This window comes from Plantactinospora sp. CA-294935, assembly GCF_050936445.1.
GTDB lineage: Bacteria > Actinomycetota > Actinomycetes > Mycobacteriales > Micromonosporaceae > Plantactinospora.
On record NZ_JBNJMU010000001.1, the window covers coordinates 1,382,979 to 1,405,928 of the forward strand.

Annotated in this window: 22 protein-coding genes; 9 read left to right on the forward strand and 13 right to left on the reverse strand. The window is 72.9% G+C overall.

Features of this window, described 5'->3' with window-relative positions; all coding sequences use genetic code 11:
* The first annotated feature begins 128 nt into the window (after positions 1–128).
* Entirely contained in the window at positions 129–2,372 is a 2,244-nt protein-coding gene (locus ACQEVC_RS06255; RefSeq protein ID WP_432874113.1) for an AAA family ATPase, read from the forward strand.
* Positions 2,373–2,473: 101 nt separating this feature from the next.
* Here the strand turns inward: ACQEVC_RS06255 and ACQEVC_RS06260 are convergent, their stop codons facing one another.
* Entirely contained in the window at positions 2,474–2,881 is a 408-nt protein-coding gene (locus ACQEVC_RS06260) for a nuclear transport factor 2 family protein (RefSeq protein WP_432874114.1), read from the reverse strand.
* Positions 2,882–2,972: 91 nt separating this feature from the next.
* Here ACQEVC_RS06260 and ACQEVC_RS06265 point away from each other — a divergent pair, with 91 nt between their 5' ends.
* On the forward strand, positions 2,973–3,557 hold the full coding sequence (locus ACQEVC_RS06265; protein WP_432874115.1) for a TetR/AcrR family transcriptional regulator: 585 nt from the start codon (positions 2,973–2,975) through the stop codon (positions 3,555–3,557).
* Positions 3,558–3,573: 16 nt separating this feature from the next.
* On the opposite strand, the gene ACQEVC_RS06270 is transcribed toward ACQEVC_RS06265, so the two are convergent.
* The 3 genes from ACQEVC_RS06270 to ACQEVC_RS06280 all read right to left on the reverse strand — a co-directional run bounded on the left by ACQEVC_RS06270 (position 3,574) and on the right by ACQEVC_RS06280 (position 5,882).
* On the reverse strand, positions 3,574–4,119 hold the full coding sequence (locus tag ACQEVC_RS06270; RefSeq protein WP_432874116.1) for a GNAT family N-acetyltransferase: 546 nt from the start codon (positions 4,117–4,119) through the stop codon (positions 3,574–3,576).
* A gap of 184 nt (positions 4,120–4,303) precedes the next feature.
* Entirely contained in the window at positions 4,304–4,900 is a 597-nt protein-coding gene (locus ACQEVC_RS06275) for a DUF4291 domain-containing protein (RefSeq protein ID WP_432874117.1), read from the reverse strand.
* A gap of 145 nt (positions 4,901–5,045) precedes the next feature.
* Positions 5,046–5,882, reverse strand: coding sequence for a hypothetical protein (locus ACQEVC_RS06280; protein WP_432874118.1), 837 nt, complete (start codon positions 5,880–5,882; stop codon positions 5,046–5,048).
* Positions 5,883–6,206: 324 nt separating this feature from the next.
* On the opposite strand from ACQEVC_RS06280, the gene ACQEVC_RS06285 reads away from it, so the two are divergent.
* On the forward strand, positions 6,207–6,419 hold the full coding sequence (locus ACQEVC_RS06285; RefSeq protein ID WP_107257510.1) for a hypothetical protein: 213 nt from the start codon (positions 6,207–6,209) through the stop codon (positions 6,417–6,419).
* 39 nt (positions 6,420–6,458) lie between these two features.
* On the opposite strand, the gene ACQEVC_RS06290 is transcribed toward ACQEVC_RS06285, so the two are convergent.
* From ACQEVC_RS06290 to ACQEVC_RS06305, 4 genes are all read right to left on the reverse strand, one after another.
* Positions 6,459–6,839: a DUF3263 domain-containing protein gene (locus ACQEVC_RS06290; RefSeq protein WP_432874120.1), complete on the reverse strand. Its 381-nt coding sequence runs from the start codon at positions 6,837–6,839 to the stop codon at positions 6,459–6,461.
* Between the two features lie 260 nt (positions 6,840–7,099).
* Positions 7,100–8,116 carry an ABC transporter permease subunit gene (locus ACQEVC_RS06295; RefSeq protein WP_432874122.1) on the reverse strand — a complete coding sequence of 339 codons (1,017 nt, stop codon included), beginning with the start codon at positions 8,114–8,116 and terminating at the stop codon, positions 7,100–7,102.
* Positions 8,113–9,126 (reverse strand): ATP-binding cassette domain-containing protein, encoded by a 1,014-nt coding sequence (locus tag ACQEVC_RS06300; protein WP_432874124.1) that lies wholly within the window; start codon positions 9,124–9,126, stop codon positions 8,113–8,115. The genes ACQEVC_RS06295 and ACQEVC_RS06300 overlap by 4 nt, the downstream gene beginning before the upstream one ends.
* 546 nt (positions 9,127–9,672) lie before the next feature.
* Positions 9,673–10,572, reverse strand: coding sequence for a hypothetical protein (locus ACQEVC_RS06305; protein WP_432874126.1), 900 nt, complete (start codon positions 10,570–10,572; stop codon positions 9,673–9,675).
* 154 nt (positions 10,573–10,726) lie between these two features.
* Between ACQEVC_RS06305 and ACQEVC_RS06310 the strand changes: the two genes are divergently transcribed.
* Positions 10,727–11,863, forward strand: a complete 1,137-nt coding sequence (locus ACQEVC_RS06310; protein ID WP_432874127.1) for a sensor histidine kinase — start codon at positions 10,727–10,729, stop codon at positions 11,861–11,863.
* Positions 11,860–12,510 (forward strand): response regulator, encoded by a 651-nt coding sequence (locus tag ACQEVC_RS06315; protein WP_432874129.1) that lies wholly within the window; start codon positions 11,860–11,862, stop codon positions 12,508–12,510. Before ACQEVC_RS06310 ends, ACQEVC_RS06315 begins: the two co-directional genes overlap by 4 nt.
* A gap of 31 nt (positions 12,511–12,541) precedes the next feature.
* Here the strand turns inward: ACQEVC_RS06315 and ACQEVC_RS06320 are convergent, their stop codons facing one another.
* The 3 genes from ACQEVC_RS06320 to ACQEVC_RS06330 all read right to left on the reverse strand — a co-directional run bounded on the left by ACQEVC_RS06320 (position 12,542) and on the right by ACQEVC_RS06330 (position 14,777).
* Complete coding sequence (locus tag ACQEVC_RS06320) at positions 12,542–13,057, reverse strand: hypothetical protein (RefSeq protein ID WP_432874131.1); 516 nt, start codon at positions 13,055–13,057, stop codon at positions 12,542–12,544.
* A gap of 142 nt (positions 13,058–13,199) precedes the next feature.
* Positions 13,200–13,871 (reverse strand): hypothetical protein, encoded by a 672-nt coding sequence (locus ACQEVC_RS06325; RefSeq protein WP_432874133.1) that lies wholly within the window; start codon positions 13,869–13,871, stop codon positions 13,200–13,202.
* A 120-nt stretch (positions 13,872–13,991) separates the two neighbouring features.
* Positions 13,992–14,777, reverse strand: a complete 786-nt coding sequence (locus ACQEVC_RS06330; protein WP_318396735.1) for a DeoR/GlpR family DNA-binding transcription regulator — start codon at positions 14,775–14,777, stop codon at positions 13,992–13,994.
* A gap of 228 nt (positions 14,778–15,005) precedes the next feature.
* Here ACQEVC_RS06330 and ACQEVC_RS06335 point away from each other — a divergent pair, with 228 nt between their 5' ends.
* The 3 genes from ACQEVC_RS06335 (at position 15,006) to nagA (ending at position 18,152) form a co-directional block, all read left to right on the forward strand.
* Positions 15,006–15,935: an SIS domain-containing protein gene (locus ACQEVC_RS06335; protein WP_432874134.1), complete on the forward strand. Its 930-nt coding sequence runs from the start codon at positions 15,006–15,008 to the stop codon at positions 15,933–15,935.
* Entirely contained in the window at positions 15,932–16,876 is a 945-nt protein-coding gene (locus ACQEVC_RS06340; RefSeq protein WP_432874136.1) for an ROK family protein, read from the forward strand. The genes ACQEVC_RS06335 and ACQEVC_RS06340 overlap by 4 nt, the downstream gene beginning before the upstream one ends.
* A gap of 151 nt (positions 16,877–17,027) precedes the next feature.
* Positions 17,028–18,152: an N-acetylglucosamine-6-phosphate deacetylase gene (gene nagA, locus ACQEVC_RS06345; protein WP_432874138.1), complete on the forward strand. Its 1,125-nt coding sequence runs from the start codon at positions 17,028–17,030 to the stop codon at positions 18,150–18,152.
* A 105-nt stretch (positions 18,153–18,257) separates the two neighbouring features.
* Here nagA and ACQEVC_RS06350 read toward each other — a convergent pair whose 3' ends face one another.
* On the reverse strand, positions 18,258–19,337 hold the full coding sequence (locus tag ACQEVC_RS06350) for an EI24 domain-containing protein (RefSeq protein ID WP_432874140.1): 1,080 nt from the start codon (positions 19,335–19,337) through the stop codon (positions 18,258–18,260).
* A 384-nt stretch (positions 19,338–19,721) separates the two neighbouring features.
* Positions 19,722–21,704: a LamG-like jellyroll fold domain-containing protein gene (locus ACQEVC_RS06355; protein WP_432874142.1), complete on the reverse strand. Its 1,983-nt coding sequence runs from the start codon at positions 21,702–21,704 to the stop codon at positions 19,722–19,724.
* A 322-nt stretch (positions 21,705–22,026) separates the two neighbouring features.
* Between ACQEVC_RS06355 and ACQEVC_RS06360 the strand changes: the two genes are divergently transcribed.
* Positions 22,027–22,938 (forward strand): DUF3105 domain-containing protein, encoded by a 912-nt coding sequence (locus ACQEVC_RS06360; protein ID WP_432874144.1) that lies wholly within the window; start codon positions 22,027–22,029, stop codon positions 22,936–22,938.
* Positions 22,939–22,950: the final 12 nt, after the last annotated feature.

The following is a 22,950-nucleotide window of genomic DNA, read 5'->3' on the forward strand; positions in this document are numbered from 1 at the left end:
GCGCGGCGTGAATTGCGCGGCGCGCACGCACCGCGTCCGACCTTGCGGTCCGCCGGACGGTAAGGGGGGTTGAAAAAGGTGCACTCGTCGCGTCCCGGCGGCTGGTTCCCGGCCGGTACTCTCGGCCGGTGACGGGTCGGGATCTCACGCTCACCGCCAGCCTGCGGCCAGCCGCGCTGGACGCCCGCCGGGGCATCGTCCGGCTGCATCCGGAGGTACTGACCGCGCTGGGCCTGCACCCCGGCGCGCCGGTACGGCTCACCGGACGCCGTACCACCGCCGGGATCGTGGCCCGGGCGGAGCCGTCGGCGAGCCGTGCCCTGCTCTACGCCGACGACCTGGTCCTCGGCAACCTCGGGGTACGCGACGGTAGCCAGGTCACCGTCGCCCCGACCCCGGTGGTGGCGGCCCGCCGGGTGGTGTTGACCGGCCCGCCGGAGATCGTCGCCGTGGTCTCGCCGGAGATGCTCCGCCTCGCGCTGCTCGGCAAGATGGTGACCACCGGTGACGACGTCTCCCTGCTGCCCCAGGACGTACTCCCGGACGCGGGGGTGCGGACCCTGGTCGAGGCGGCCCGACGCAGCCTGGCGAACACCGTCGGCTACGCCTGGACCAGCACCCTGTTGACGGTGACCTCGGCGGAGTCCGCGAACGGGCGCCCTGGCGACGGCACGGACTCCGTGCTGGTGACCATGGACAGCGTGGTGGGCTGGCAGGACGGCCACGCCACGCACGGCACCGCACCGACCGAGGTACGGGCGGTGACCGGCGGCCCCAGCCCGGCGGCAGCGCCCGGGGCGGTGCCGGATCCGGCGCCCGGGCTGGACGAGTTGCCCGGGCTGCGGGCCCAGGCCGAGGAGCTGACCGAACTGCTCGACCTCGGCTTCCACCACCGCGAGGTGCTGGGCCGGCTGGGCACCACGGTCTCGCTCGGCGTACTGCTGACCGGTCCGGCCGGGTCCGGCAAGTCCGCGCTGGTCCGGGCGGTCTCCCGGGCGGTGGGCGCCCGGTTCGCCGCGGTCTGGGCGCCCGAGGTCGCCGCGCTGACCAACGACGCCGCCGCCCGCCGGCTGCGCGAGGCCGCCGCGTCGGTCCGGGACGCGCCGCCGGCGGTGCTGCTGGTCTCCGACGTCGAGGCGCTGGCCCCGCGCGACACGCCCGGTCCGGTGGGCACGGTCTTCCGGCAACTGCTCGCCGAGACGGTACGCGCCGGAGCCGCCGTGGTCTGCACGACCAGCCGACCCGAGTCGGTGGATCCGGCGCTGCGCTCCCCCGACCTGCTCTCGCTGGAGATCGCGATCCCGCTGCCGGACGCCGCGCTGCGCCGGGAGCAGTTGACGGTGCTGACCCGGGGGATGCCGCTGGCCGAGGACGTCCGGCTGGACGAGGTGGCCGCCCGTACGCCGGGATTCGTCGCCGCCGACCTGGCCGCGCTGACCCGGGAGGCCGGGGTACGCGCCGCGCTGCGCCAGAAGGAGGCGACCGCGCCGACGGTGGCGATGGCCGACTTCTCGGCGGCGCTGGAGGTGGTCCGGCCGACCTCGATGGCCGAATCCTCGATGCTGGAGTTGGCCGACATCACCCTGGACGACGTCGGTGACATGGCGGAGGTCAAGGAGATGCTGACCGAGTCGGTGCTCTGGCCGCTGAACTATCCGGACACCTTCGCCCGGCTCGGCGTGCAGCCGCCGCGCGGCGTACTGCTCTACGGCCCGCCGGGCTGCGGCAAGACCTTCCTGGTCAGCGCGCTGGCCGGTACCGGTCGGGCGAACGTGCTGTCGGTGAAGGGCGCGGAACTGCTCTCGAAGTGGGTGGGCGAGAGCGAGCGGGCGGTCCGGGAGCTGTTCCGGCGGGCCCGGGAGGCGGCCCCCACCCTGGTCTTCCTCGACGAGGTCGACGCGCTGGCCCCGGTACGCGGCCAGGCCACCGACGGCGGCACCACCGACCGGGTCGTCGCGGCGCTGCTCACCGAGCTGGACGGGGTGGAGCCGCTGCGCAACGTGGTGGTGGTCGGTGCGACGAACCGGCCGGATCTGGTGGACCCGGCGCTGTTGCGGCCGGGCCGGCTGGAACGGCTGGTCTACGTGCCGCCGCCGGACGCCGCCGCCCGGGCCGAGATCCTGAGGGCGGCGGCCCGGTCGGTGCCGCTGGCCGAGGAGGTGGAGTTGGCGGCGCTGGCCGAGGAGCTGGACGGGTTCTCCGCGGCGGACTGCGCGGCGCTGGTCCGGGAGGCGGCGCTCGCGGCGATGCGGGAGTCGCTGGAGGCGAGCCTCGTGCACGCCGGGCATGTGGCGACGGCCCGGGCCCGGGTCCGGCCGTCCCTGAATCCGGGCCAGGTCGCCTGGCTGGCCGCATACGCCGCGCAGCGGTGAGCCGGTTCCCGGCTCGGGGTCGCCCGGTGGCTCGGGGTCGCCCGGTGGCTCGGGGCCGCCCGGTGGCTCGGGGCCGCACTGGCTCGGGGTCGCCCGGCGGCTCAGTCCTGGCCGGTCGCCAGGGCCAACGCGGCCGGGTTCTGGTATTCCCGCCAGTGCGCCACCCGGCCGTCCCGGACCCGGAGCACCGCGATGAACGGGGCGGAGGCGGAGATGCCGGTGGTGGTCACGGTGGCGGCGAGTTCGTACTCGACGACGATCACCTCGGGGTCGGTGGTCTCGTGGATCACCACGTTGCGGCAGTCGTCGATCCGGAGTGGGAGCTGGGCCCGGCCGGCGGCGGCGAAGTCGAGGAACTCCCGCCGGCCCTCGATCCGGTTGGGCCGGCCGGGTGCGGCGAACGGCATCTCCACCACCACGTCCTCGGCGAGCTGGTCCTCGTCGAAGACGGCCGTGTTGGCCAGGAAGTTGTCCCGGATCCGGGTGAAGGCTTCGCTGGGCGTGCTCATCGGGAACATCTCCTCCGGGACTAGAGTGAGTGATGACTCGACTTAGGAAGATAATGAGCCTCGACTCATTTTGCAAGGAGGGCAGCCCCGCATGACGTCCCGGACAGCCGGTCCCGGCCGGCCGCTGCGCGCGGACGCACAGCGCAACCGCGTCCGGATCCTGGCGGCCGCCGAGGAGGTGTTCGCCGAGCACGGCGTCGCGGCGTCGACCGAGGAGGTCGCGGCCCGGGCCGGGGTCGCCATCGGTACGGTCTTCCGGCACTTTCCGACCAAGAACGACCTGCTCGCCGCGATCATGAAGGGCGTACTGGCCGGGCTGGTCGAGCGGGCCGCCACGCTGAGCGGCGACAACGGCGACGGCACGGGACTGTTCACGTTCTTCGCCCAGACCGTCGAGCAGGCCGCCACCAAGAAGGCCGTGGCGGACCTGCTGGCCCGGACCGGCGTCGAGATCCAGCTTCCCGAGGTGCTGGAAGTGCTCGGCGAGGCGGTGCACGGCCTGCTCCGTCAGGCCAGGGCCGCCGGCACGGTCGACCGGCAGGTACGCCTGCCCGAGGTGATGGCGCTGCTCGCCAGTACCTGCCAGGGCGCCCTGCACGGGGGCTGGGACGCGGAGCTGCGGGAACGTACCCTGGCGATCATCTTTGCCGGCCTGCGGCCGGGCGCGGCCCGCTGACGGCGGCGGCCAGCGGCTACCCGGTCCCGCCGGCCGCCCGGGCCTCACCAGGCGCTGGCACGTCCTCGTTTACCCCGAGTCGGATCTCCGCCCGGATCGCCGTGCCGTCGCCGCCCAGCACCGCGCCGCAGCGGGCCAGCAGGTTCAGCGCCGGGATGTTGTCCGCCCGGGTCTCGGCCACCACCCGCCGGGCGCCGGCCTCGACCGCCTCGGCCAGCAGCAGCCGCAGTGCGATCAGCCCGATGCCCTGCCCCCGGGTGGACTTGCCGAGCCACATCCCGGTCTCCAGGGTGCCCGGCTCGGCGTGCCGGCCCAGCCGGGCCATCCCGACCACGTCGCCGTCCTGGACGATCGCGTACATCAGATTGCCGGTCGGCCCGTCCAGGCCGCCGAAGTTCGCCCGGTGGAACTCGCGGAACGCGTCGCGCCGAGCCTGTGACCAGCCGGCGGGCGCCTCGACCGGTGGCATCACCTCGTCCGGCTCCGTCTCGGCGACCGCCACCGACAGCAGCGGTTCGAGATTCTGCTCGTCTACCGGCGTCAGCCGTACCTCACGGGTCACGATCTCGATGCTTCTCGCCGCTGCGCCGCCGCGTCCACCGGTTTGCCAGACCCGCTCCGTTCGGGCCACCCCGACCCGACCGGGCGACCCCCTCACCGACTGGCTGGTCGTGCCTCCCCCGGCGCCGGCCGGCGGACCCGCGACACACCTCGGGCGGGGCACGTACGACCGCCGCCGGCACGCCTCAGGACGCGCCGATGACCGCCGCCACCGGCTCCGGCAGCGGGTACGGCCGCTCGGCGGGGAGCAGCGCGGTCGCCGCCTCCCGCTCGCCGGCCCGCAGGTGTGCCCGGATCGCCCGCGCGGTTGCGGTGACGTCGCGGATGTCGACGGTCCACTCGTCCACGTACCGGGCGACGGCCGGGCCGCTCAGCCCGACCTGGAGAGACCGGTGCGGCAGCGGTGCCAGTTCCAGCGAGCGCTCCGGATCCCACTGCACGCGTACCGGGCTGGTCTTCAGCCGCGCGGCCCAGTCCGCCCGGCTCGGATACCGGTCCGGATCGTAGTGGCTCAGGCAGGCCCGGCCGAGCACCCACTCGAAGCCGTCCCGGGTGATCTCGACCGCGAGCACCCGCTCCTGGCCGGGCTTCTCCGTCCAGCCGCAGCGGTACATCATCCACCGGAAGGAGGGCTTGATCCAGGTCATCCGCTCCCGCTTGAACGGGGCCACGAACCGGCCGGCGGCCAGCGCCGGCTCGGCGATCGACGGCGGGTACGCCTGGTAGACCGTGATCGTCTCGTCGGTGTAGCCGGCCCGGACCTGCCGCTGGGGAATCGACACGACGCCGATCGTCGCCGTACCCGGCGATCGCCGCCACCCGGTTTCGACCCGCCGCCCGGTTTCGACCCGCCACCCGGCGATCGGCGCCACCTGGTTTCGACCCGCCACCCGCGATGCCGAGCCGGTGCCGCGCCCGGGCCGGCGTTCAGGCGCCGAACTCGCAGAGCACCGCGGTGGCGTCGTCGTGCCGCTTGAAGCCGCTGCGCCGCTGGCCGTCGCCGGCCTCGACCAGCCGGACCCGGCGGATCAGCTCGCCCGGTCCGGCCTCGCTGAGCAGGTCGAGCAGGCCACGCCAGTCGAAGAGGCCGAACTGCTCGACCGCGACCGAGGCACCGTCGGTGAGCAGCGCGGCCCGGCGGACCCGCCCCGGCCCGTGCAGCGGCAGGCTGCCGGCGACCGCGTGGTACGCCGCGTCCGGGTTGGCGGCGGCCACCCAGTAGCCGTGGGTCTGGTTCATCTGCTCCCGCTGCAACGCCACCGCCCGGCGGAACCGGGTCGCCGGGTCCACCTCACCGCCCACCCGCGCCACGGTGGTCGCCTTCTGCCGCAGATCGGCCATTGCCGTCCGCAGCCGCTCGTCGGAGACCACCTGGATCCGCTCGCCGAGGTCGAGCACCAGCGGGCTGTCACAGAGCACCAGGTAGTCGACGGAGTCGCCACCGTGCCGCAGCAGGCAGACGGTCGCCGACGGGGTGCCGGGATGGTCGAGGTCGCAGGCACCGCCGTGGTCCGCGCGTACCGCCAGGATCGCGGCGGCAAGGTTGCCGGTCAGCGCGGCGGCGGGGCGGTCCGCCGCGGCCAGCCCGAGCCGCGCCGCGAGCCGCCGGACGTACCAGGCCGGACCGTGCACGCAGCCGGTGTCGAAGCCGTCCGGCACCGTCGCACCGTCGAGTACGCCGACCAGCTCCCCGGACCGGAAGACGTGGTCCTCGTTCTCCAGCCGTCCCGGCGCGGCCGCCGAGGCCGACCACACCCGCATCATCGGCGCGGCTCCGGCCACTCCCGGCTGCCTGACGGTCTCATCGGCGGCTCCCCGGCGCTCCGACGGTGGTTCTCCCTCCCCTGTCTACCGCGAATCGGGCCCGGCCCGACCGGAATCGACGGGTCGGGAAGCAGTTCCCGCACCCAGCCGTCCCAAGTTCCCCGCCCAGCCGTCCCAAGTTCCCGCGCCCAGTCGTCGAGGTGGGCGATCCGTGGCCGAGCGGACGTCGACGCGGATGGCGGAACGCATCCGGGGAACCTGCCCGCCAGCGACGATTACCGACGGTAACGTCAGTGGCGGGCTTGACACGAGGGGGGAGCGCAGATGTTGGAGCACCTGCACCGGATGGGCCTGCGGGCCGAGCACATGTACATGGCGGGCGCGGCCAGCATCGGGCTGTCGTTCCTGAGCTGGTGCCTGTCGAAGCAGATGGAGAGCGCCGGGATCGACCGGGCGGACCGCTGGGGCATCTTCATCGGCGAGTGGGCGCCGACCTTCATCGCACTCGGCAACGGGCTGCGGACGTACGAGAAGTGACCGGTCCCGGGCGGCCCGGCGCGGCCCGTCCGGAGCGGGTCAGCGGCGGCGGTTGCGGCTGCGGGCCGCGCGGAGCCGGCGGAGCCGGGCGACCAGCATCGGCTCGGCCTCCAGCGCGGCCGGATTGTCCAGCAGTCCGTTGAGGAGTTGGTAGTACCTGGTGGCGGAGAGGTCGAACGCGTCCCGGATCGCCTGCTCCTTGGCGCCGGCATGCTTCCACCAGCGCCGCTCGAAGGCCAGGATCTCGCGCTCCCGCTCGGACAGTGCCGGGTCGGCCGGCGGCGCCGGGGCGGGGATCTCGGGTACGTCCTCCGACTCCGCACCGGGCGCGGGCCGCGGCTGCGGAACGTGGACGGTCTCGGCGTGCCCGGTGGCGGTGTCGTCCGCCTCGTCGTCGGCCGGAGCAGAGGCGTTCCTCATGGCGCTCCTCCGGGGTAGACACGGCACGACCTGCGGCTCACCAGCCTACCGACGCCCGGCCAGGACCGCACCGGTCGCCACCGGCGACAACCGTCACCTCCGGACAACCCGTTCCCGGGCGCGGCGGCCGCCGGGGGCGGCGCCCCCCGGCCGCCGCCCCCGACCCCCGTCACCCGCCGCCGCGACAGGACGATGCCCTGTCAGGTGATGTCCCGTCGGACGATGCCCTGTCAGGTGATGTCCCGTCAGGTGATGTCCCGTCAGGTGATGTCCCGCCGCCGCATCGACCAGATCGCCCCGCCGAGCACCACCACCAGCCCGACGGCGAGCAGGACAGACGAGTTCTGCCAGGTGATGTCCTTGGTCAGCGGGTGACACTCGCCGCTGAACGAGGCCTGGCAGGCGTCCCAGTTCTCCAGCGTGACCTTCTTGTCCATCCAGGCCAGCAGGTACGTCGGCAGCAGCCAGCTTTCGATGAACCTGACCTGGGCCATCGCCAGTACGATGCCCAGGCCGAACTGCCCGACCACCATCACCCCGAGCACCCCGCCGAGGGCCAGCGCGGTGTGCCGGCCGAGCGAGGCCAGTCCGAAGCCGAGCACCCCGGCCACCAGGATCAGGACGAGCCCGCGCAGCCCGGTCAGGCCGAACGACTGCCAGGCCCCGGAGGTCATGCCCGCGGTGCTGCCCCGGAGGCTGCCGGTCGCCCAGAACGCCGCCGTCCAGAGCGCGCCGGTCAGCACCGTCACGCCGAACAGCGCGGAGAGCAGCGCGCCCAGCTTGGTGAGGAGCACCCGGATCCGCTGCGGTCGCCAGAGCAGCAGGTTCATCATCCCGCCGGTACTCCACTCGGCACCCACGAACGAGGCACCCCCGACGAACGCCACCAGCGCGAGGACGGCGGTGAGCGTGGTGATGGTGCTGGCGAACTCGTCGCGGAACTCGAAGGTGGCCGGCAGGTGCCAGTCGGCCCGGAACACCTCCCGGGGCGGCGGCTGGATGTCCGCACACTGCTCCGGGAAACGGTCCGGCAAGGTGTCGCCGGCCGCCTTCGCCCGCTCGCACTCCTTCCGGTGCTGCTCGGTCATCGCGACGTTCTGCTGGTATTCCTGATCTGCGGCGCGTTCCGCCTGGGCGACCTGGGCCGGCCCGATCTTCTGATTGGTGAAGAACATCCCGATCGCGACGGCGACCAGCACGAGCAGTCCGGCCAGGGTCAGGTAGCGGACGAACCGCCGCTTGGCGAGCCGGCGCAGTTCCGTGGTGTAGAGGTTCACACCCCCCACCCCCCGTTCGCCCTGGAGTCGGTTGCGGAGGTGCCGTCGACCACCACGGACTGGTCCACCTGGCGGTGCTGGCCCGGCACCGGAGCGGTGGCGGTCAGCTCCAGGAAGACGCTCTCCAGGTCGACGGTGATCGGCGCCAGCTCGCTGACGTAGAGGTTGGCAGCGGCGAGCGTACGGGTGATGGTGGCTGGTTTGTCCACCTCGTACACCAGCAGGTGGTCGTCGTGCGGGCTGACCCGGGCGCCGGCCCGGGTGAGCAGGTCGACGGCGGCCGGCAGGTCGGTGACCGCCTCCAGCCGGACCCGCAGCCCGCCGCCGGAGTGCTCGGCCAGCACTTCGGCGACCGGACCGGCGGCGACCCGACGGCCCAGCGAGATGATGGTGACCGAGTCGCAGATGAGCTGCACCTCACCGAGGATGTGGCTGGAGACCACCACGGTCATGCCGGATGCGGCGAGGTCACGCATCAGGCTGCGCATCTCCCGGATGCCGCCCGGGTCGAGGCCGTTGGCCGGCTCGTCGAGGATCAGCAGCTTCGGGTTCTTGAGCAGGGCGGAGGCGACCGCGAGCCGCTGCTTCATGCCCAGCGAGTAGGTCTTGACCCGGTCCTTGGCCCGCTCGCGCAGCCCGACCAGCTCCAGCACCTCCATCACCCGGGTCTGCGGCACGCCGCCGGCCCCGGCCAGCAACGAGAGGGTGTCCCGGGCGGAGAAGTGCGGGAAGAACTGCGGGCTCTCCACGATCGCGCCGACCCTGCCGGCGACCGAGGGCAGCGCCGCCGGCACCTCCTGGCCGAGGATCGCCATCCGGCCCCCGTTGGGCCGGATCAGCCCGAGCAGCGTACGCAGCGTGGTGGTCTTGCCCGAGCCGTTGGGGCCGAGGAACCCGTGCACCTGGCCCGCCTCGACCCGCATGTCGAAGCCGTCCAACGCCTGCCGGGTGCCCCGGCGTCTACTCCGGTAGGTCTTGCGAAGACCTTCGATCTCCAGTACGGCAGCCATCTCGGCCTCTCTGGTCGTGTCCGGAATCGCTTACGTCCGGTAACGACCGACACCGTACCATCGCTTTGCGCGCTACCGCGCTATACACGCTACTTCGGTGGCAACGATCGATCCGGGCGCGTAGGTAACCCGGACGACTTCGGCGCTCGCGCCAGCCTTGACAACGATCGTGCGACCCGAGGTGTGCTCGGGCCGAGCCTGGTCACCCCACCCACGCGGGCCGGATCGGTGACCTGGACGCCAGAGGCGTTACCCGGGCTCGGTAACGCCTCTGGCGTACAGGTGAAGGGCTGGCGACGGCGACGGCCGGGCCGGGCCGGGTGCACGGGCGGGCAGCTCTACAGCGCGCGCGGGTGCGGCCCGGCGGTCCGGCTACCGGCGAGGGGTCCGTCACCGGGCGGGTGGAGTTTGAGCGTGATGCCACGAAGCGTTATGCGATGGAACGTGATGCAACGGAGTCATGATGATGACTCCGTGGCATCACGCTCGACCGGCATATATACCGGCGCCCGGATGACCCGTCCGTGCGGCGTACGTCCATCGCTGTCATGACCGGTACCCGGCCGACGCCGGGGGCCGGGCCGCGTCCCGGCGCGCCGCTCGCTCCCGGGCGTCGGCCGAGCGCCCCCACCGGGTACGCGGCCACGGCTTCAGCACCGACAGGATGGTGGCACCCCAGAGCGCGACGGTGAACGCGGCCAGACAGGCCGTCAGGGCGACCCCGGTGGCACCCGGTGCGGCGTCCGGGTCGACGGTACGCAGCGCCAACTCGTCGGCGAGCGCGCTCTCCACGGTCCCGGCGACCAGCGGGATGCTCACCGAGATGGCGAACTTGACCAGCACCCACCAGTGCCGGACCAGACCCCACTTGGTGCCGAGCGAGAGCACCAGGCCGGTGATGATGGCGAGGAACATCGACGGGATCGCCGCCGCCAGATCGACCACGTGCAGCACCTCGTACGCGCCGTGCCGGAGCGCGTGCGACTCGGCGGCGCTGCCGACGATCGCCAGTACCGTCATGGTGAGCGCCACGCCGAGCCAGCCGACGCTGAACCCGACGTGCAGGATCAGCCAGACCTTCCTGGTTCGGGGCGACATCCGGGGAAACCTCGGCCGGCTGACCCCGAGGATCGTCAGCGACAGCGGGATGCCGAGCAGCGCGACCGGGGCCGGGATGCTGAAGACGAACTGCGCCAGCGCCAGGACCAGGTGCAGGACGATGGTGATCCGGCGACCGCGCTCCGGCCCGCGCAGCGCGGCGACCACCGACAGCAGCGCCGCCACCGGATAGCCGACCAGGGCCGCCACCCGGAGTACGACAGCGTCGGAGCCGCCCAGCAGCGACCCGACGGTCAGCACGGCGAAACCGACGAAGACCCAGTGCAGCACGGTGACGGCAGCGGGCCTGGACACGCGGCCCCGCTCCGGTCGGACATCCAGCGACATGCCTCGACGCTAGGTACGCCCGACCCGGTCGCCATCGGCCGAGATACCCCGCATCGCCGCCCGATGGTCGCTCGGTGCCGAGTCCCGGGCACTACTAACGGATGAATCCAACGGCCGAGGCGGCACGCGGCCGACCTGCATAGACTTCTCCGGCATGGGTCCCCGCCAGCAACGCGCCGTGGACCTGCTGTTCGCCGCGGTCTGCGTGCTGGCCGGCGTCTGGGACGGGCTCCAGTCTGGGTTGTTCGAGGGCTCGCCGATCGTCAACCAGCGCGCCCCGCTGGCCGTCAACGCGGCCCTCGGGGTGCTCACCGGGCTCGCCGTACTGGTCCGGCGCGACCGGCCACTGCTGCTGTACGGCTCCGCGCTGCTCTGCTGGACCGTCGTCGGGGCGTACCCGGCGACGATCCTGGCGCAGTACTCCGTCGGCGCCCATCTGCGCCCGGCCCGGCTACGGGTCGTGCTCACCGCCGTCATGGTGACCGCGGTGGCCTGGCCGATCTGGCGCGCCAACGGCGGCGACGCGGGCGTACCACTCAGCGTCGCGCTCTGCATCCTGCCGGTGCTGGTCGGCCTCTACCTGTCGTCCCGCCGGGAGGTGCTGGCGAACCTGGAGGAGCGCGCCCGGCGCAACGAGCGCGAGCAGCGGCTCCGGATCGACCAGGCCCGGGCCGAGGAGCGGGCCCAGATCGCCCGGGACATGCACGACGTGGTCACCCATCGGGTGGCGCTGATGGTGCTGCACGCCACCGCGCTGGAGTCGGCGCAGGGGCGGGACGCGGTGACCATCGCCGGCCGGATCCAGGGCATCGGCCGTGAGGCGCTGGCCGAACTGCGTACCCTGGTCGGCGTGCTGCGGGACGACGCCGCCGTGCCGCTGCGGCCACAGCCCGGTCTGGACGACCTGGCCGAACTGGTGACCGCGTCCCGGGCACTCGGGCACACCGTCGAACTCTCCGTCGAGGCCGGGCTCTCCGCCCCGGCCCTGGTACAGCACGCGGTCTACCGGGTGGTGCAGGAGGCGCTGACCAACGTGCACAAGCACGCGCACGACGCCCGCACCACCGTGGCGGTCGGCTCGGACGGCGACGGGCTCTGGTTGGTGGTCCGGGACGACGGCGGCACCAGCGCACCGGCGCTGGCGCCGGGCGGCGGGCACGGGGTGCTCGGCATCGCCGAACGCGTCCGGCTGGTCGGTGGCACACTTCGGACCCGCCGACTGGCCGACGGCGGCTTCGAGGTGTCGGCCCGGCTGCCGGTGGCCGGCCCGGCCCTGGAGGTCGGCCCGTGATCCGGCTGCTGGTGGTGGACGACGAGTGGATGGTCCGGGCCATGCTCCGGACGATCATGGACGCGTACGACGACATCGAGGTGGTCGGCGAGGCCGGCGACGGGGACGAGGCGGTACGCCAGGCGCGGGACCTGCGGCCCGACGTGGTGCTGATGGACATCCGGATGCCCCGCGCCGACGGGCTCGACGCGACCGCCGCGCTGGCCCGGTCCGCGATGCCGCCGAAGGTGGTCGTGCTGACCACCTTCGACCTCGACGAGTACGTGGCGACGGCGCTCCGGCACGGCGCGGTCGGCTTCCTGCTCAAGGACGCCACGGCCGACCAGATGGCCGCCGCCGTCCGCAGCGCCGCCGCCGGTGATGCCATGCTGTCGCCGCAGGTCACCCGCAGGCTGCTGCACCGGTTCGCCGAGCCGGTCGACCCGGACCGCCACGATGCCCTCCGCCGGCTCGACGTGCTGACCGACAAGGAGCGGGAGGTACTGGTCGCGCTCGGCGAGGGACTGACCAACAGCGACATCGGTCGGCGGCTCTATCTCAGCGAGGCCACCGTGAAGAGCCACGTCAGTCGGCTCCTTGCCAAGCTTGCGCTCACGAACCGGGTGCAGGCGGCGATCCTGGCGCACCGCGCCGGCCTGGTCCGCTGAGCCGGGTCGGCCGGCCCGCTCCGCCGAACGTTCAGAACGTGCTGATGTCGAACCGGGTGGCCCGGGCGCTCACCGGCCCCCGGCCGGTCTCGTTGCCGTCGATGTCGAGCCCTCGGTAGGTGCCCTGGCTGGTCAGCGTGTCGCCGCGTACCTCGGCGTGGTGCAGGGCCCGGACCTCGCCGTTGTAGCGCAGCGGCATCCCCTTCAGGTCGTCCGGCAGCACCTGCCAGAGGGTGAACGTGACGGTACGCCGCCCGGTGGGCTCCCAGCGCCCGGTGGCGATGTGGATCCCCTGGGCGAAGGAGAGGAAGAAGCCGTCCGGCAGGAAGGTGAAGAGTGCCACCTCCTCCTCGTGCGGCAGCGTGACGACACCACGCCAGGTACCCACGACCGGGCTCTCCGGCCTCCGGCGGTTCGGCGGGGACGCCTCGGCGGCCCCGCCCGCACCCACCGCCACCCCGCTCGCGGTCACCGCCGCACCGATCGCCACTGCGCCGGCACCGGCGGCACGCCGCAGGAACCGCCTCCGGTCGTCGTGTCCGGTCATCGGAAACACCTCGCCATCACTGATTCGGACTGGACGGAGACGACCGTACGGCGATGCCCGGTTCGTCCACATCGCCCGTTGGTGGCCGGAGCCGCCCTTCCGGCCCGTCGTTCGGTTGAGCCGTTCGGTTGAGCCGTTCGGCTTACCGGGCTTCCGCTCTCCACAGTTCCCAGGCCAACCAGGCCGAGCCGATCCCGACGAGCACGCCGTGCGTGATCCGCACCGCGGCGGGCGTGAAGAACTGCGGCAGGAACAGGGCGAATCCCAGCGCGAACGGGATCCCGCTGTAGCGGGTCAGCGTCCCCGACCGCCAGACCGCCACCGCGGCCAGCACCGCGCCGATGCCCAGCGCGAGCAGTCCGATCCCGAAGGTGGTACTCGCGACCGGGCTGAAGCGTACGGTCTCGACCACGGTGAGCAGGTCGAACCGCTGGCCCTCGGCGGCCTCCCGGGCGAGGGCGTTCAGGCCGAAGTCTTCGGCGCCGTAGTACGGCAGGATCAGCCCGGCGCCGATCCACCCGGTCAGCATCGCGGCGACCGCCGGCCGTTCGCCCGGGGTGCTGTCGACCGCTCTGCGCAGCGCGAGGAGCCCGAGCGGCAGCAGGATGAAACCGATCATGGCGAACAGGTGCGAGGCCACCCAGGCGGTGGAACTCATCGCGGCGATCGCGCCGGCCGGGGTGGATTCGTCGTCCCAGGGCCGGATGGCCGGATAGAGCACGAAGAGGGCGCCGGCGGCGGCGAACAGGAAAGCACCGGGCCGGGTACGGGTGGCGGCAGGTGTCGAGGTCACCGTGAACCGAGGATGCTTCATAGCCGTGAAGCTAATGGCCTTAGCTTCACGGTGTCAAGTGCCCATCGAGATCGGCAATGTGTCGAACTCCGGCCAGGCAGACCGGCAAGAAACTCCCGCGCCCCGTCCTGCCGTCGGTGGTCAGGCGCAGACGACGTTGACGCCCGCGTCCCGGAACGCCTGCACCGTCACCGGGTCGGCGCCGGAGTCTGTGACCAGGGTCTCGACCCGCTCGATCGGGCAGATCCGGGCGAAGGCGTGCCCGCCCAGCTTGGACGAGTCGGCGATGATCACGACTCGCTTGGCCCGGGCCACCATCAGGTTGTTCATCGACGCCTCGCCCTCGTGGTGTGCCGCCGCACCGAGCTGCACGTCGATGGCGTCCACCCCGAGCAGCGCCACGTCCAGGGTGACCTCACGGAGCAGCGCGCCGCCGAGCGGGCCGACCAACTCGAAGGACTGCGGCCGGACCACTCCGCCGGCCACCACGATCTTCATCCGGGACCGGACCAGCAGCTCGTTGGCGATGTTCAGCGCGTTGGTCACCACGGTCAACTGGGCGCCGTCGGCGCTGCTGTTCAGGTCGGGCCGGACGGCCAGCCCCCGGGCCACCTCGGTGGTGGTGGTGCCGCCGTTGAGCCCGACCACCATGCCCGGGGCGACCAGGGCCGCGGCGGCGGCGCCGATCCGCTGCTTCTCGGCCGAGTGCTTGGCGGTCTTGTAGCGCAGCGGAAGGTCGTACGAGACGCCGTTGGCGACCGCGCCGCCCCGGGTACGCGTGATCATCTGCTGTTGGGCGAGCTGGTCGAAGTCGCGCCGGATGGTTGCCTGCGAGACGTCCAGCCGGGCGGCGGCGTCCTCCACACTGACCCGACCGGTGTCGGTCAGCAGTTCGAGCAGCGCGTTCCATCTGGCGTAGCGATCCACCCCGGGCCTCCAGCTGCGTGCGATGCGGAGATTCCGTGCACAATAGTGCGCGAAACGCGCAGCCGCAAAACGATGTTCTGCGCAAAGCTGCGCACGGTTGCCACGACCGTTATCTTTCGCGCAGAATAACGCGCGAAAGATCGTCAAACCGAGCCGTATTGCGCAGGCCGGTCCGCCGTCACATGGCGCCGCCCCGCCGGTGCGGTCTCCCGCCCGCGAGGAGCTGAGATGGGCCACGTCGACGCGGAGATCGCCAGTCAACCCGAGTGCTGGCGGCAGGCCGCCGCGCTGGCCGCCGACTCCACCGGCGCACTGCCCCGGCGCGGCGAACGGGTCGCCGTGGTCGGCTGCGGCACCTCCTGGTTCATGGCGATGGCGTACGCCGGGCTGCGCGAGCGCGCCGGGCACGGCGAGACCGACGCCTTCCAGGCCTCCGAATTCCCGCTCGACCGCCGGTACGACCGGGTCGTGGCGATCACCCGGTCCGGCACCACCACCGAGGTGCTGGACGTCCTCTCCGCGCTCGGCGGGCGGCGGCCGAACACTGTAATCGTCGGCGACCCCGGCTCGCCGGCCGTAAATCTCGCCGAGCAGGCCGTCGCGATGCCCTTCGCCGACGAGCGCTCGGTGGTGCAGACCCGGTTCGCCACCAGCGCCCTGGCCCTGCTCCGGGCCCACCTCGGCACCGGGATCACCGCGCTGGCCGCCGACGCCGAGGTGGCGGTACGCGCCCCGCTGCCGTTCGACCCCGCCCGGGTGGAGCAGATCACCTTCCTCGGCAAGGGCTGGACGGTCGGGATCGCCCACGAGGCGGCGCTCAAGTGCCGTGAGACGGCCACCGCCTGGGCCGAGGCGTACCCGGCGATGGACTACCGGCACGGCCCGATCTCGATCGCCGGACCCGGCCGGGTGGTCTGGGCGTTCGGCGAGATCCCCGACGGGCTGGCCGAGGACATCGCGGCCACCGGGGCGGCGTTCGTGCACAGCCGGACCAACGGCGTTCACGCGGTGATCGGCGGCTGGGCCGCGGGCCGGCCGCCGCTGGACCCGATGGCCGACCTGATCCTGGCGCAGCGCTTCGCGGTCGCCCTGGCCAAGGGGCGCGGTCTCGACCCGGACGCGCCCCGGCACCTCAGCCGGTCCGTGGTGCTCGCGTGACCGAACCCGTCCCCCCACCACCGGCCGGAGACGTGGTCGTCGCGCTCGACGTCGGCGGGACCGGGATGAAGTGCGCCCTGGTCCGACCGGACGGACGCGTCGCGCACACCGAACGGCACCACACCCGGGCCGAGCGCGGCCCGGCGGCCGTGGTGGAGAGCATCCTCGACGTCGCCGAAGGACTCGCCGGCAAGGCCCGGGCCGACGGGCTCACCCCGGTCGCGGTCGGGCTCGCCGTGCCGGGGGTGGTCGACGAGGCCACCGGCCGGGCGGTCTGGTCGGCCAACCTGGGCTTCCGGGACGTACCCCTGCGGGAGCTGGTCACCGCGCGGCTCGGCCTGCCCGCGGCGCTCGGCCACGACGTGCGGTCCGGCGGGCTCGCCGAGGCCCGGCTCGGCGCCGGGCGGGGCACCCGGCACGTGCTCTTCCTCGCCATCGGCACCGGGATCGCCGCCGCACACGTGGTCGACGGGTCGGCCTTCGGCGGCGCACACGGCGCCGCCGGCGAGCTGGGCCACGTCGTGGTACGCCCCGAGGGGCCGCGCTGCGGCTGCGGCCGGCTCGGCTGCCTGGAGGCGGTCGCCTCGGCCGCCGCGGTCGGCCGGCGCTACGCGACGCTGACCGGCATTCCGGCGACCGCCGCCGAGGTGGTCGCCCTTGCGGCCGGCGGTGAGGAGACTGCGACCCGGGTGTGGCGGGAGACGATCGACGCCCTGGCCGACGGGCTGGCCATCGCCCAGGCGCTCTACGACACCGAGGTCGTGGTGCTCGGCGGCGGGCTGGCCGAGGCCGGCGCCGACCTGCTCGACCCGCTCGGCGTGGCCCTGCGGCAACGGCTGACCTTCCAGACCGAACCCCGGCTGCTGCGGGCGGCCCTCGGCGACGAGGCCGGCTCCCTCGGCGCCGCGCTGCTCGCCCTCGACACCCTCGACCGGCCGTGAGCGGGGCACGCCGCCCTGCGCGGCCGGCCCGTCACGAGCCGTTCGGGCCATCGGCGCGACGCAACCACGACGACATGACCGAGCCTGACGAGATCGTCGGTCGGCCCGGTCTGATATGTCATGGCGACGACGAGCGCAGCGAGGAGACGACATGACCGTCCGGGTCAGTGGCAAGGTGGTAACCCCGACCGGCGTGATCCGGCAGGGATGCGTGGAGCTGGACGGTGAACGGATTTCGGCGGTCGCCGAATATCCGTCCATCCGGGACGGACACTGGGTCGTGCCCGGCTTCGTGGACATGCACAGCCACGGTGGCGGCGGGCACACCTTCACCACCGGGGACGCCGACGAGGCCCGGGCCGCCGCCGCGTTCCACCTCTCGCACGGCACCACCAGCATCCTGGCCAGCCTGGTCAGTTCGCCGTACGAGCTGATGCGGGACGCCACCGAGGCGTTCGCCCCGCTGGTCAAGGAGGGCGTACTCGCCGGCGTCCACTACGAGGGGCCCTATCTGTCCGGGGTACGGTGCGGTGCGCAGAATCCGAAGTTCCTCCGCGACCCGTCCCTGGACGAGCTGACCGAGCTGCTCGCCCTCGGCGACGGTACGGTCCGGATGGTCACCCTCGCCCCCGAGTTGCCCGGCGCGCTGGCCGCGATCGAACTGCTCGTCTCCCGGCGGGTCGTCGCGGCGATCGGGCACACCGACGCCACGTACGAGCAGACCGGTGCCGGGGTGCTCGCCGGGGCGACCGTGGCGACCCACCTGTTCAACGGCATGCCCAGCGCGCACCACCGGGAGCCGGGGCCGGTCTTCGCGCTGCTCGGCTCGCCCAACGTGGTCTGCGAGCTGGTCGCCGACGGCGTACACCTGCACCACGGCACCCTGGCGTTCGCCGCCGGGATGGCCGGCCCGGACCGGGCCGCGCTGATCACCGACGCGATGGCCGCCGCCGGAATGCCGGACGGTGAGTACGAACTGGGCGGCCAGCCGGTGGTGGTGGCCGGCGGCACCGTCCGGTTGGCCACCTCGGACTCCTCGCCCGGTGCGATCGCCGGCAGCGTGCTGACCATGGACGCGGCGCTGCGCGCGGCGGTGGCGGCCGGTGTCCCGATCGTGGACGCCTGCCGGATGGCCGCGACCACCCCGGCCCGGGCGATCGGGCTCGGCCAGCGGATCGGCGCGCTGATGCCCGGCTGGCGGGCCGACCTGGTGGTGCTGGACGACGACCTGAACGTCGTCCAGGTGATGCGTGCCGGCGAGTGGGTCGGCGACTGACCACCCCTGCCGGATCCGCGCCCGCCCGGGGCGGACCTGCCGGCGACTCCGACTACCGTCCGCGTCGCTCGATCGGCGGAAGGGCCGTGATCGGGTCCGGCGGTCTTATCGCTGGGCGGTCGCGGGGCCGGGCGGCAGTTCGGGTCGGGCCACCGCGTCGGTCGTACCGGATGGTGGCTCGACGTGGGCCGGGGTGACCGGGGCACCCAGGGCTGCCAGGTCGGCCCGGCGCATCCGCCGGTGCAGCAGTACCGCTCCGGTGAAGACCATCGGCGCGATGAGGGCGCGTAACGGCGTGACCGGTACGCCGAGCAGCAGCGCACTGGTGGCACCGAACCCGATCGCGCTGGCCCGGTGCCGCCAGACCGCCCGGAGCTGCCCCCGGAACGTCGCCGTACCGTGGTGGTGCAGCGGGATCGCCAGCATCAGCAGTCCGACCAGGAACCCGTTGAAGACGGCGACCGCGCCGACCGCGACGAAGACGTTCAGCCCCGGCACGAGCAGCAGTGGCACCAGCAGCAGCCAACCGAGCTGCACCACGATGGTGACCAGGACGGCCTGCCGGATGGCAACCCCGGACGCCCGCCACAACGAGGGGGCCCGGCCGGTGATACCAGCACCAGCACCAGCACCAGCACCGGTGGCGGCGGTCGGCTCGACCGGGCCGAGCCGACGCTCCAGCCGGCGGGCGAGCAGTACGTAGCAGGGGGCGCCGAGCACAATGCTCAGCGGCAGTACGAGATAGCCGAGGGCGAAGTGTACGCCGATCCGTACGCCCCAGAGCAGGATCTCACCGACGGTGTCATGGATCCACTGTGGCCAGCTCCCGGTGAACCAATCGATCACGGCGACGGCACCGGACTCGACCGTGTGCGCGATGCCGAACATGGCCAACGGCAGCAGCACGAGCGGGGCCACGGCGTAGGGCCAGAGTGCCGGGCTGCCGAGGAACCGCCCGCAGCCCCGGAAGAAGTAACCGATCCCGGCGGCGAAGTTCACGATCGGCCGGGTGCCCCGGTAGGCGGCGGTACGCGCCGTCCGGGCCGCTCCGGACGCCACCGACGCGGCAGCCTGCGCCGCTCCGGACGCCACCGCGCGGCCGGTTTGGCGTACCGCCTCGACGTCGGGGACCGGCATCTGCCGGGGGATCCACTGCCGTTCCGGAGCGACGGGGGGCTGTTCCACCGGAGCCAGCATCGCCGCCTCGGCCGGGACGACCTGCTGGTGGAGGAGGTCCGGGAACTGGGCGGCGCGATCGTCTGCTTCGGCCGGACGGGGTGGAAGCGGAGATCCCGGCTCGGGCGTATGCATCTGCCTCTCGATGACCTCTCGCGCATCGGGGAAGGCGTGACCGTCGGAACGAAACGGCCACCCTGGCGTGTGAGGACCCGCTCGCCCCGAATCGTCGAGCAGTTTAGTACCGATCCCGTTGGTTGACAGTCCCCTTCGGCCGGCGTGGCATCAGGCCGGGCCGTACGGTGCTACTCCCTTGTCGTCACCGCGACGGTCCGGCGGAGTGTCCGGCGTCGTGGACCCTGAGCCGGCTACCCGCTCAGCTACGGCTCCGATTCAGCCCCTCCCACCCCCGGGGCACGGCAACAGATAGAGGTCGAAATACGTCCCTGACGGGGGGACATCGATCGTTACGCCGGCGCAGCGCCCCTCGTGGCTGGTCGACACGGTGTAGGTGCCGGCAGGGATGCCGGTGAAGGAGTAGGCCCCGTCGGGACCGGTGGTCGACTCGACGCCGCCCGGTTCCAATCGCACCGTCGCGCCCGGGACCGGCATGAACGTCTCAACGTCGATCACGGTGCCGGTGAGGTACGGCTGCCCGATCACGGTGAACTCCCCGCGCGCCAGGCCGCTGACGCGGTTGCCGCCATCGACCGCGACCGCGTACACCGACCGGTCACCGTACAGGCTGCCGACGTCGAACGTCACCGTCGCCGTGCCACCCGGCTCCGTCGCCGCCACCTCGGTACCCAGCCCGGCGTCGCCGACGCTGTAACGGAACCTCGTCACGTTGGTGTCGCCACGGGCGTCGAAGACGACGGTCAACTGGCCGCCGGCATCGGCCACGGCTCCACCGGGGAAGGCGATCGCCGGTGGCAGCGGTACGGCCAGCCCGGCGAGCTTCGCCGGGGTCTCGGGGTAGTCGTAGAGCCGTACGTCGTCCACCGCGCCGGTGAAGAACCCCTGGTCGCCACCGTTCCACCGACGCTTGCCGATCGTGGTGTCGGTCGTGGCGCCGAAGCCACCGGCCAACGTGGTGGTCGTGCTCTGCGCGACCCCGTCGACATAGAGGGTCAGCGTCCGGGTCGCCGCCTCGTAGACCCCGGCCAGATGCGTCCACTTCTCCGGCACGGCGGCAGCGTCGGAGGTCACCGAGTACCCGGCCGGGTCGTCCGTGTCGGCGCCGGTCATCGAAAACCGCCACCGCTCGACGTTGCCCGCGTAGCTCAACGAGTACGCGAAGGTGCGCGTGCCGTTCCCGGCCAGTACGACCTGCTCGGCGGGGCCGGCCGGCGAGGTGATCCTGGCCCAGGCTGCCACCGTGAAGTCCGCATCCGTCCGGACCGGCACCACCGTGCTCTCACCCGGGCGGGTCAGCGTCACCGGCCCGCTCACCGTGCCGGCCGCGCTGCCGTCCAGCGCCAATGCCGTGCCGACGCCCGAGCGTCCCGGCACCCGGTCAGCGGAGGCGTCGAGGGCGGCCGTGTTGCCGTGTCCGCTCACGTCGACGGCGTCGCCGCCGGTCTCCTCGAACGTCCAGTGCCCGGCCGGCCCCCACGGCGCCCGCACCGAGAACGTGTAGATCCGCGCCTGGGTCGAGAACCGGCCGGCGCGATCCATCGACCACACCCGGAGCATGTTGATCCCGTCGCGGGGCGGGGCGACCGTCAACGTGGCCCCGTGGTCGGTCGACCGGGCCGGGATCGTGGTCGTCGGCAGCGTCCCCGAGTCGAAGGTCCAGGCGTACGCCTCGACCTCGTGCGGATCCACCTCGGGCGGCGCGATCTCGAACACCCCCGGCCAGCCGACCGCGCCGTGCGCGCCGTCGTCCGGGTAGTCGGTCGACGTCACGTTGCCGGGCATCGGTGGCGGGGTGACGTCGACGGTGAACTCACAGACGCCGGACCAGGCACCGTACCGGGAGCCGTCGTGGGTGCGGGCCTGCCACGCGTACGTGCCACCGTCGACCAGCTTGCCGGACGGGATCGCCTGCGACACCGTACTCGGGTTCCCAGAAGCCTGCGAAACCTTGTCGACCTCGTTTCGGGAGTCGCCGAGGGGCCACCAGTAGAACCAGGTGGTCAACGACTGCTGCCCGGTGTCCGGATCGGACTGCCGGCCTGCCAGGACCGGGGTCGTGGTCAGCACGTACGGCCGCGCGGCTCCGGTCGCACAGGGCTTACCGTCCGACTTGGGGTCCGCCAACACGTTCGGGTCCGCGTTACGGCCGATTGCGAGGCGCGGCACCGAATGGTTCGACCGCTCGAACCGATCCTGCGTCGGCGACGCGGCGGCCGGGCCGGCGGGGGCCACGACCATGCCAGCGATCAGAACACCGGCCGTGGTCAGCAGCGCCGACCGCCGCCAACCGCGGGTGCTGGGCAGAGAACGGGCACGAACGTAACGCATGGAACCCCCCGCCAACACGGCAACGCTCAGCTACCGGGCGATCACTGTATCAACCTCATAGATCTTGGACAACATCGTCAGGCGTCGCCCAGCTCGACTTCGTCCACCTGACGATCGGTGACCTGACCGCGAACGGCTGCGTCCAGGCGGCGTCTCCACCGCCGACATCGTCTCCCGAGCCCGCCTCGGTACGATCGGGTCCCACACCCCTGCCCGGGAGGCGTAGACAGACATGGGCAACCCGGAACCGCCGCAGCCGCAGCAACCCAGTTCGCCACCGGGACCGCTGCCCCCGCAGCCCGGGTACGCGCCGCCGCCCGTTCCCCCGCAGCCCGGATATCCGCCACCACCGGCACCCGCGCAGCCCGGCTACGAGTCGCCGCAGCAGCCACCGCCTGGCTACGGGCTGCCGCCCACCGCCGCCCCCGGTTACGGCACGCCGCCGGTACCGCAGCAGGGCTACGGAGCACCCCAGCCCGGATACGGCCAGCCGCCCGCCCCACCGCCCGGGTACGGCCAGCCGGGTCACCCGTACCAGGACGGCCAGCCGGTGCCGGCCCCGAAGTCGGGGTCGCGTACCGGGCTGATCATCGGGATCGTGGCCGGCGGGGTGGCCCTGCTCCTGCTGCTCGTCTGCGGGGTGGGCGCGTTCCTCTGGTACCAGCAGCGGGACGGCGGCAGCGGCGGGGACCTCTCCGGGGTGATCAACTATCGGGAGACGAACCCCGGGGCGCTCTCACCGGACCACGTCCAGGAGCCGGTGAGCTACCCGATGACCCCGCCGGCCGGCGGACCGCACTTCCAGCGGTGGCAGAACTGCAACGGCGACGTCTACACCGCGCCGATCGAGGACGGCAACGCCGTACACAGCCTGGAACACGGCGCGGTGTGGATCACGTACCGGCCGGGCCTGCCGGCGTCCGATGTGGGCAAGCTCATCGACCGGGTACGCGGGCTGTCGCACATGATGCTGAGCCCGTACCCGGGCCAGTCGGCACCGATCTCGCTCCAGGCCTGGGGCTACCAGCTCACCGTCGACGACGCCGACGACGACGCGATCGCCGCGTTCATCTCCGCCTACCGGCAGACCGCCGCGATCGAGCCCGGGGCGCCCTGCGGCGGCGGGATCACCACCACCCGGTAACGGGGAACCGCC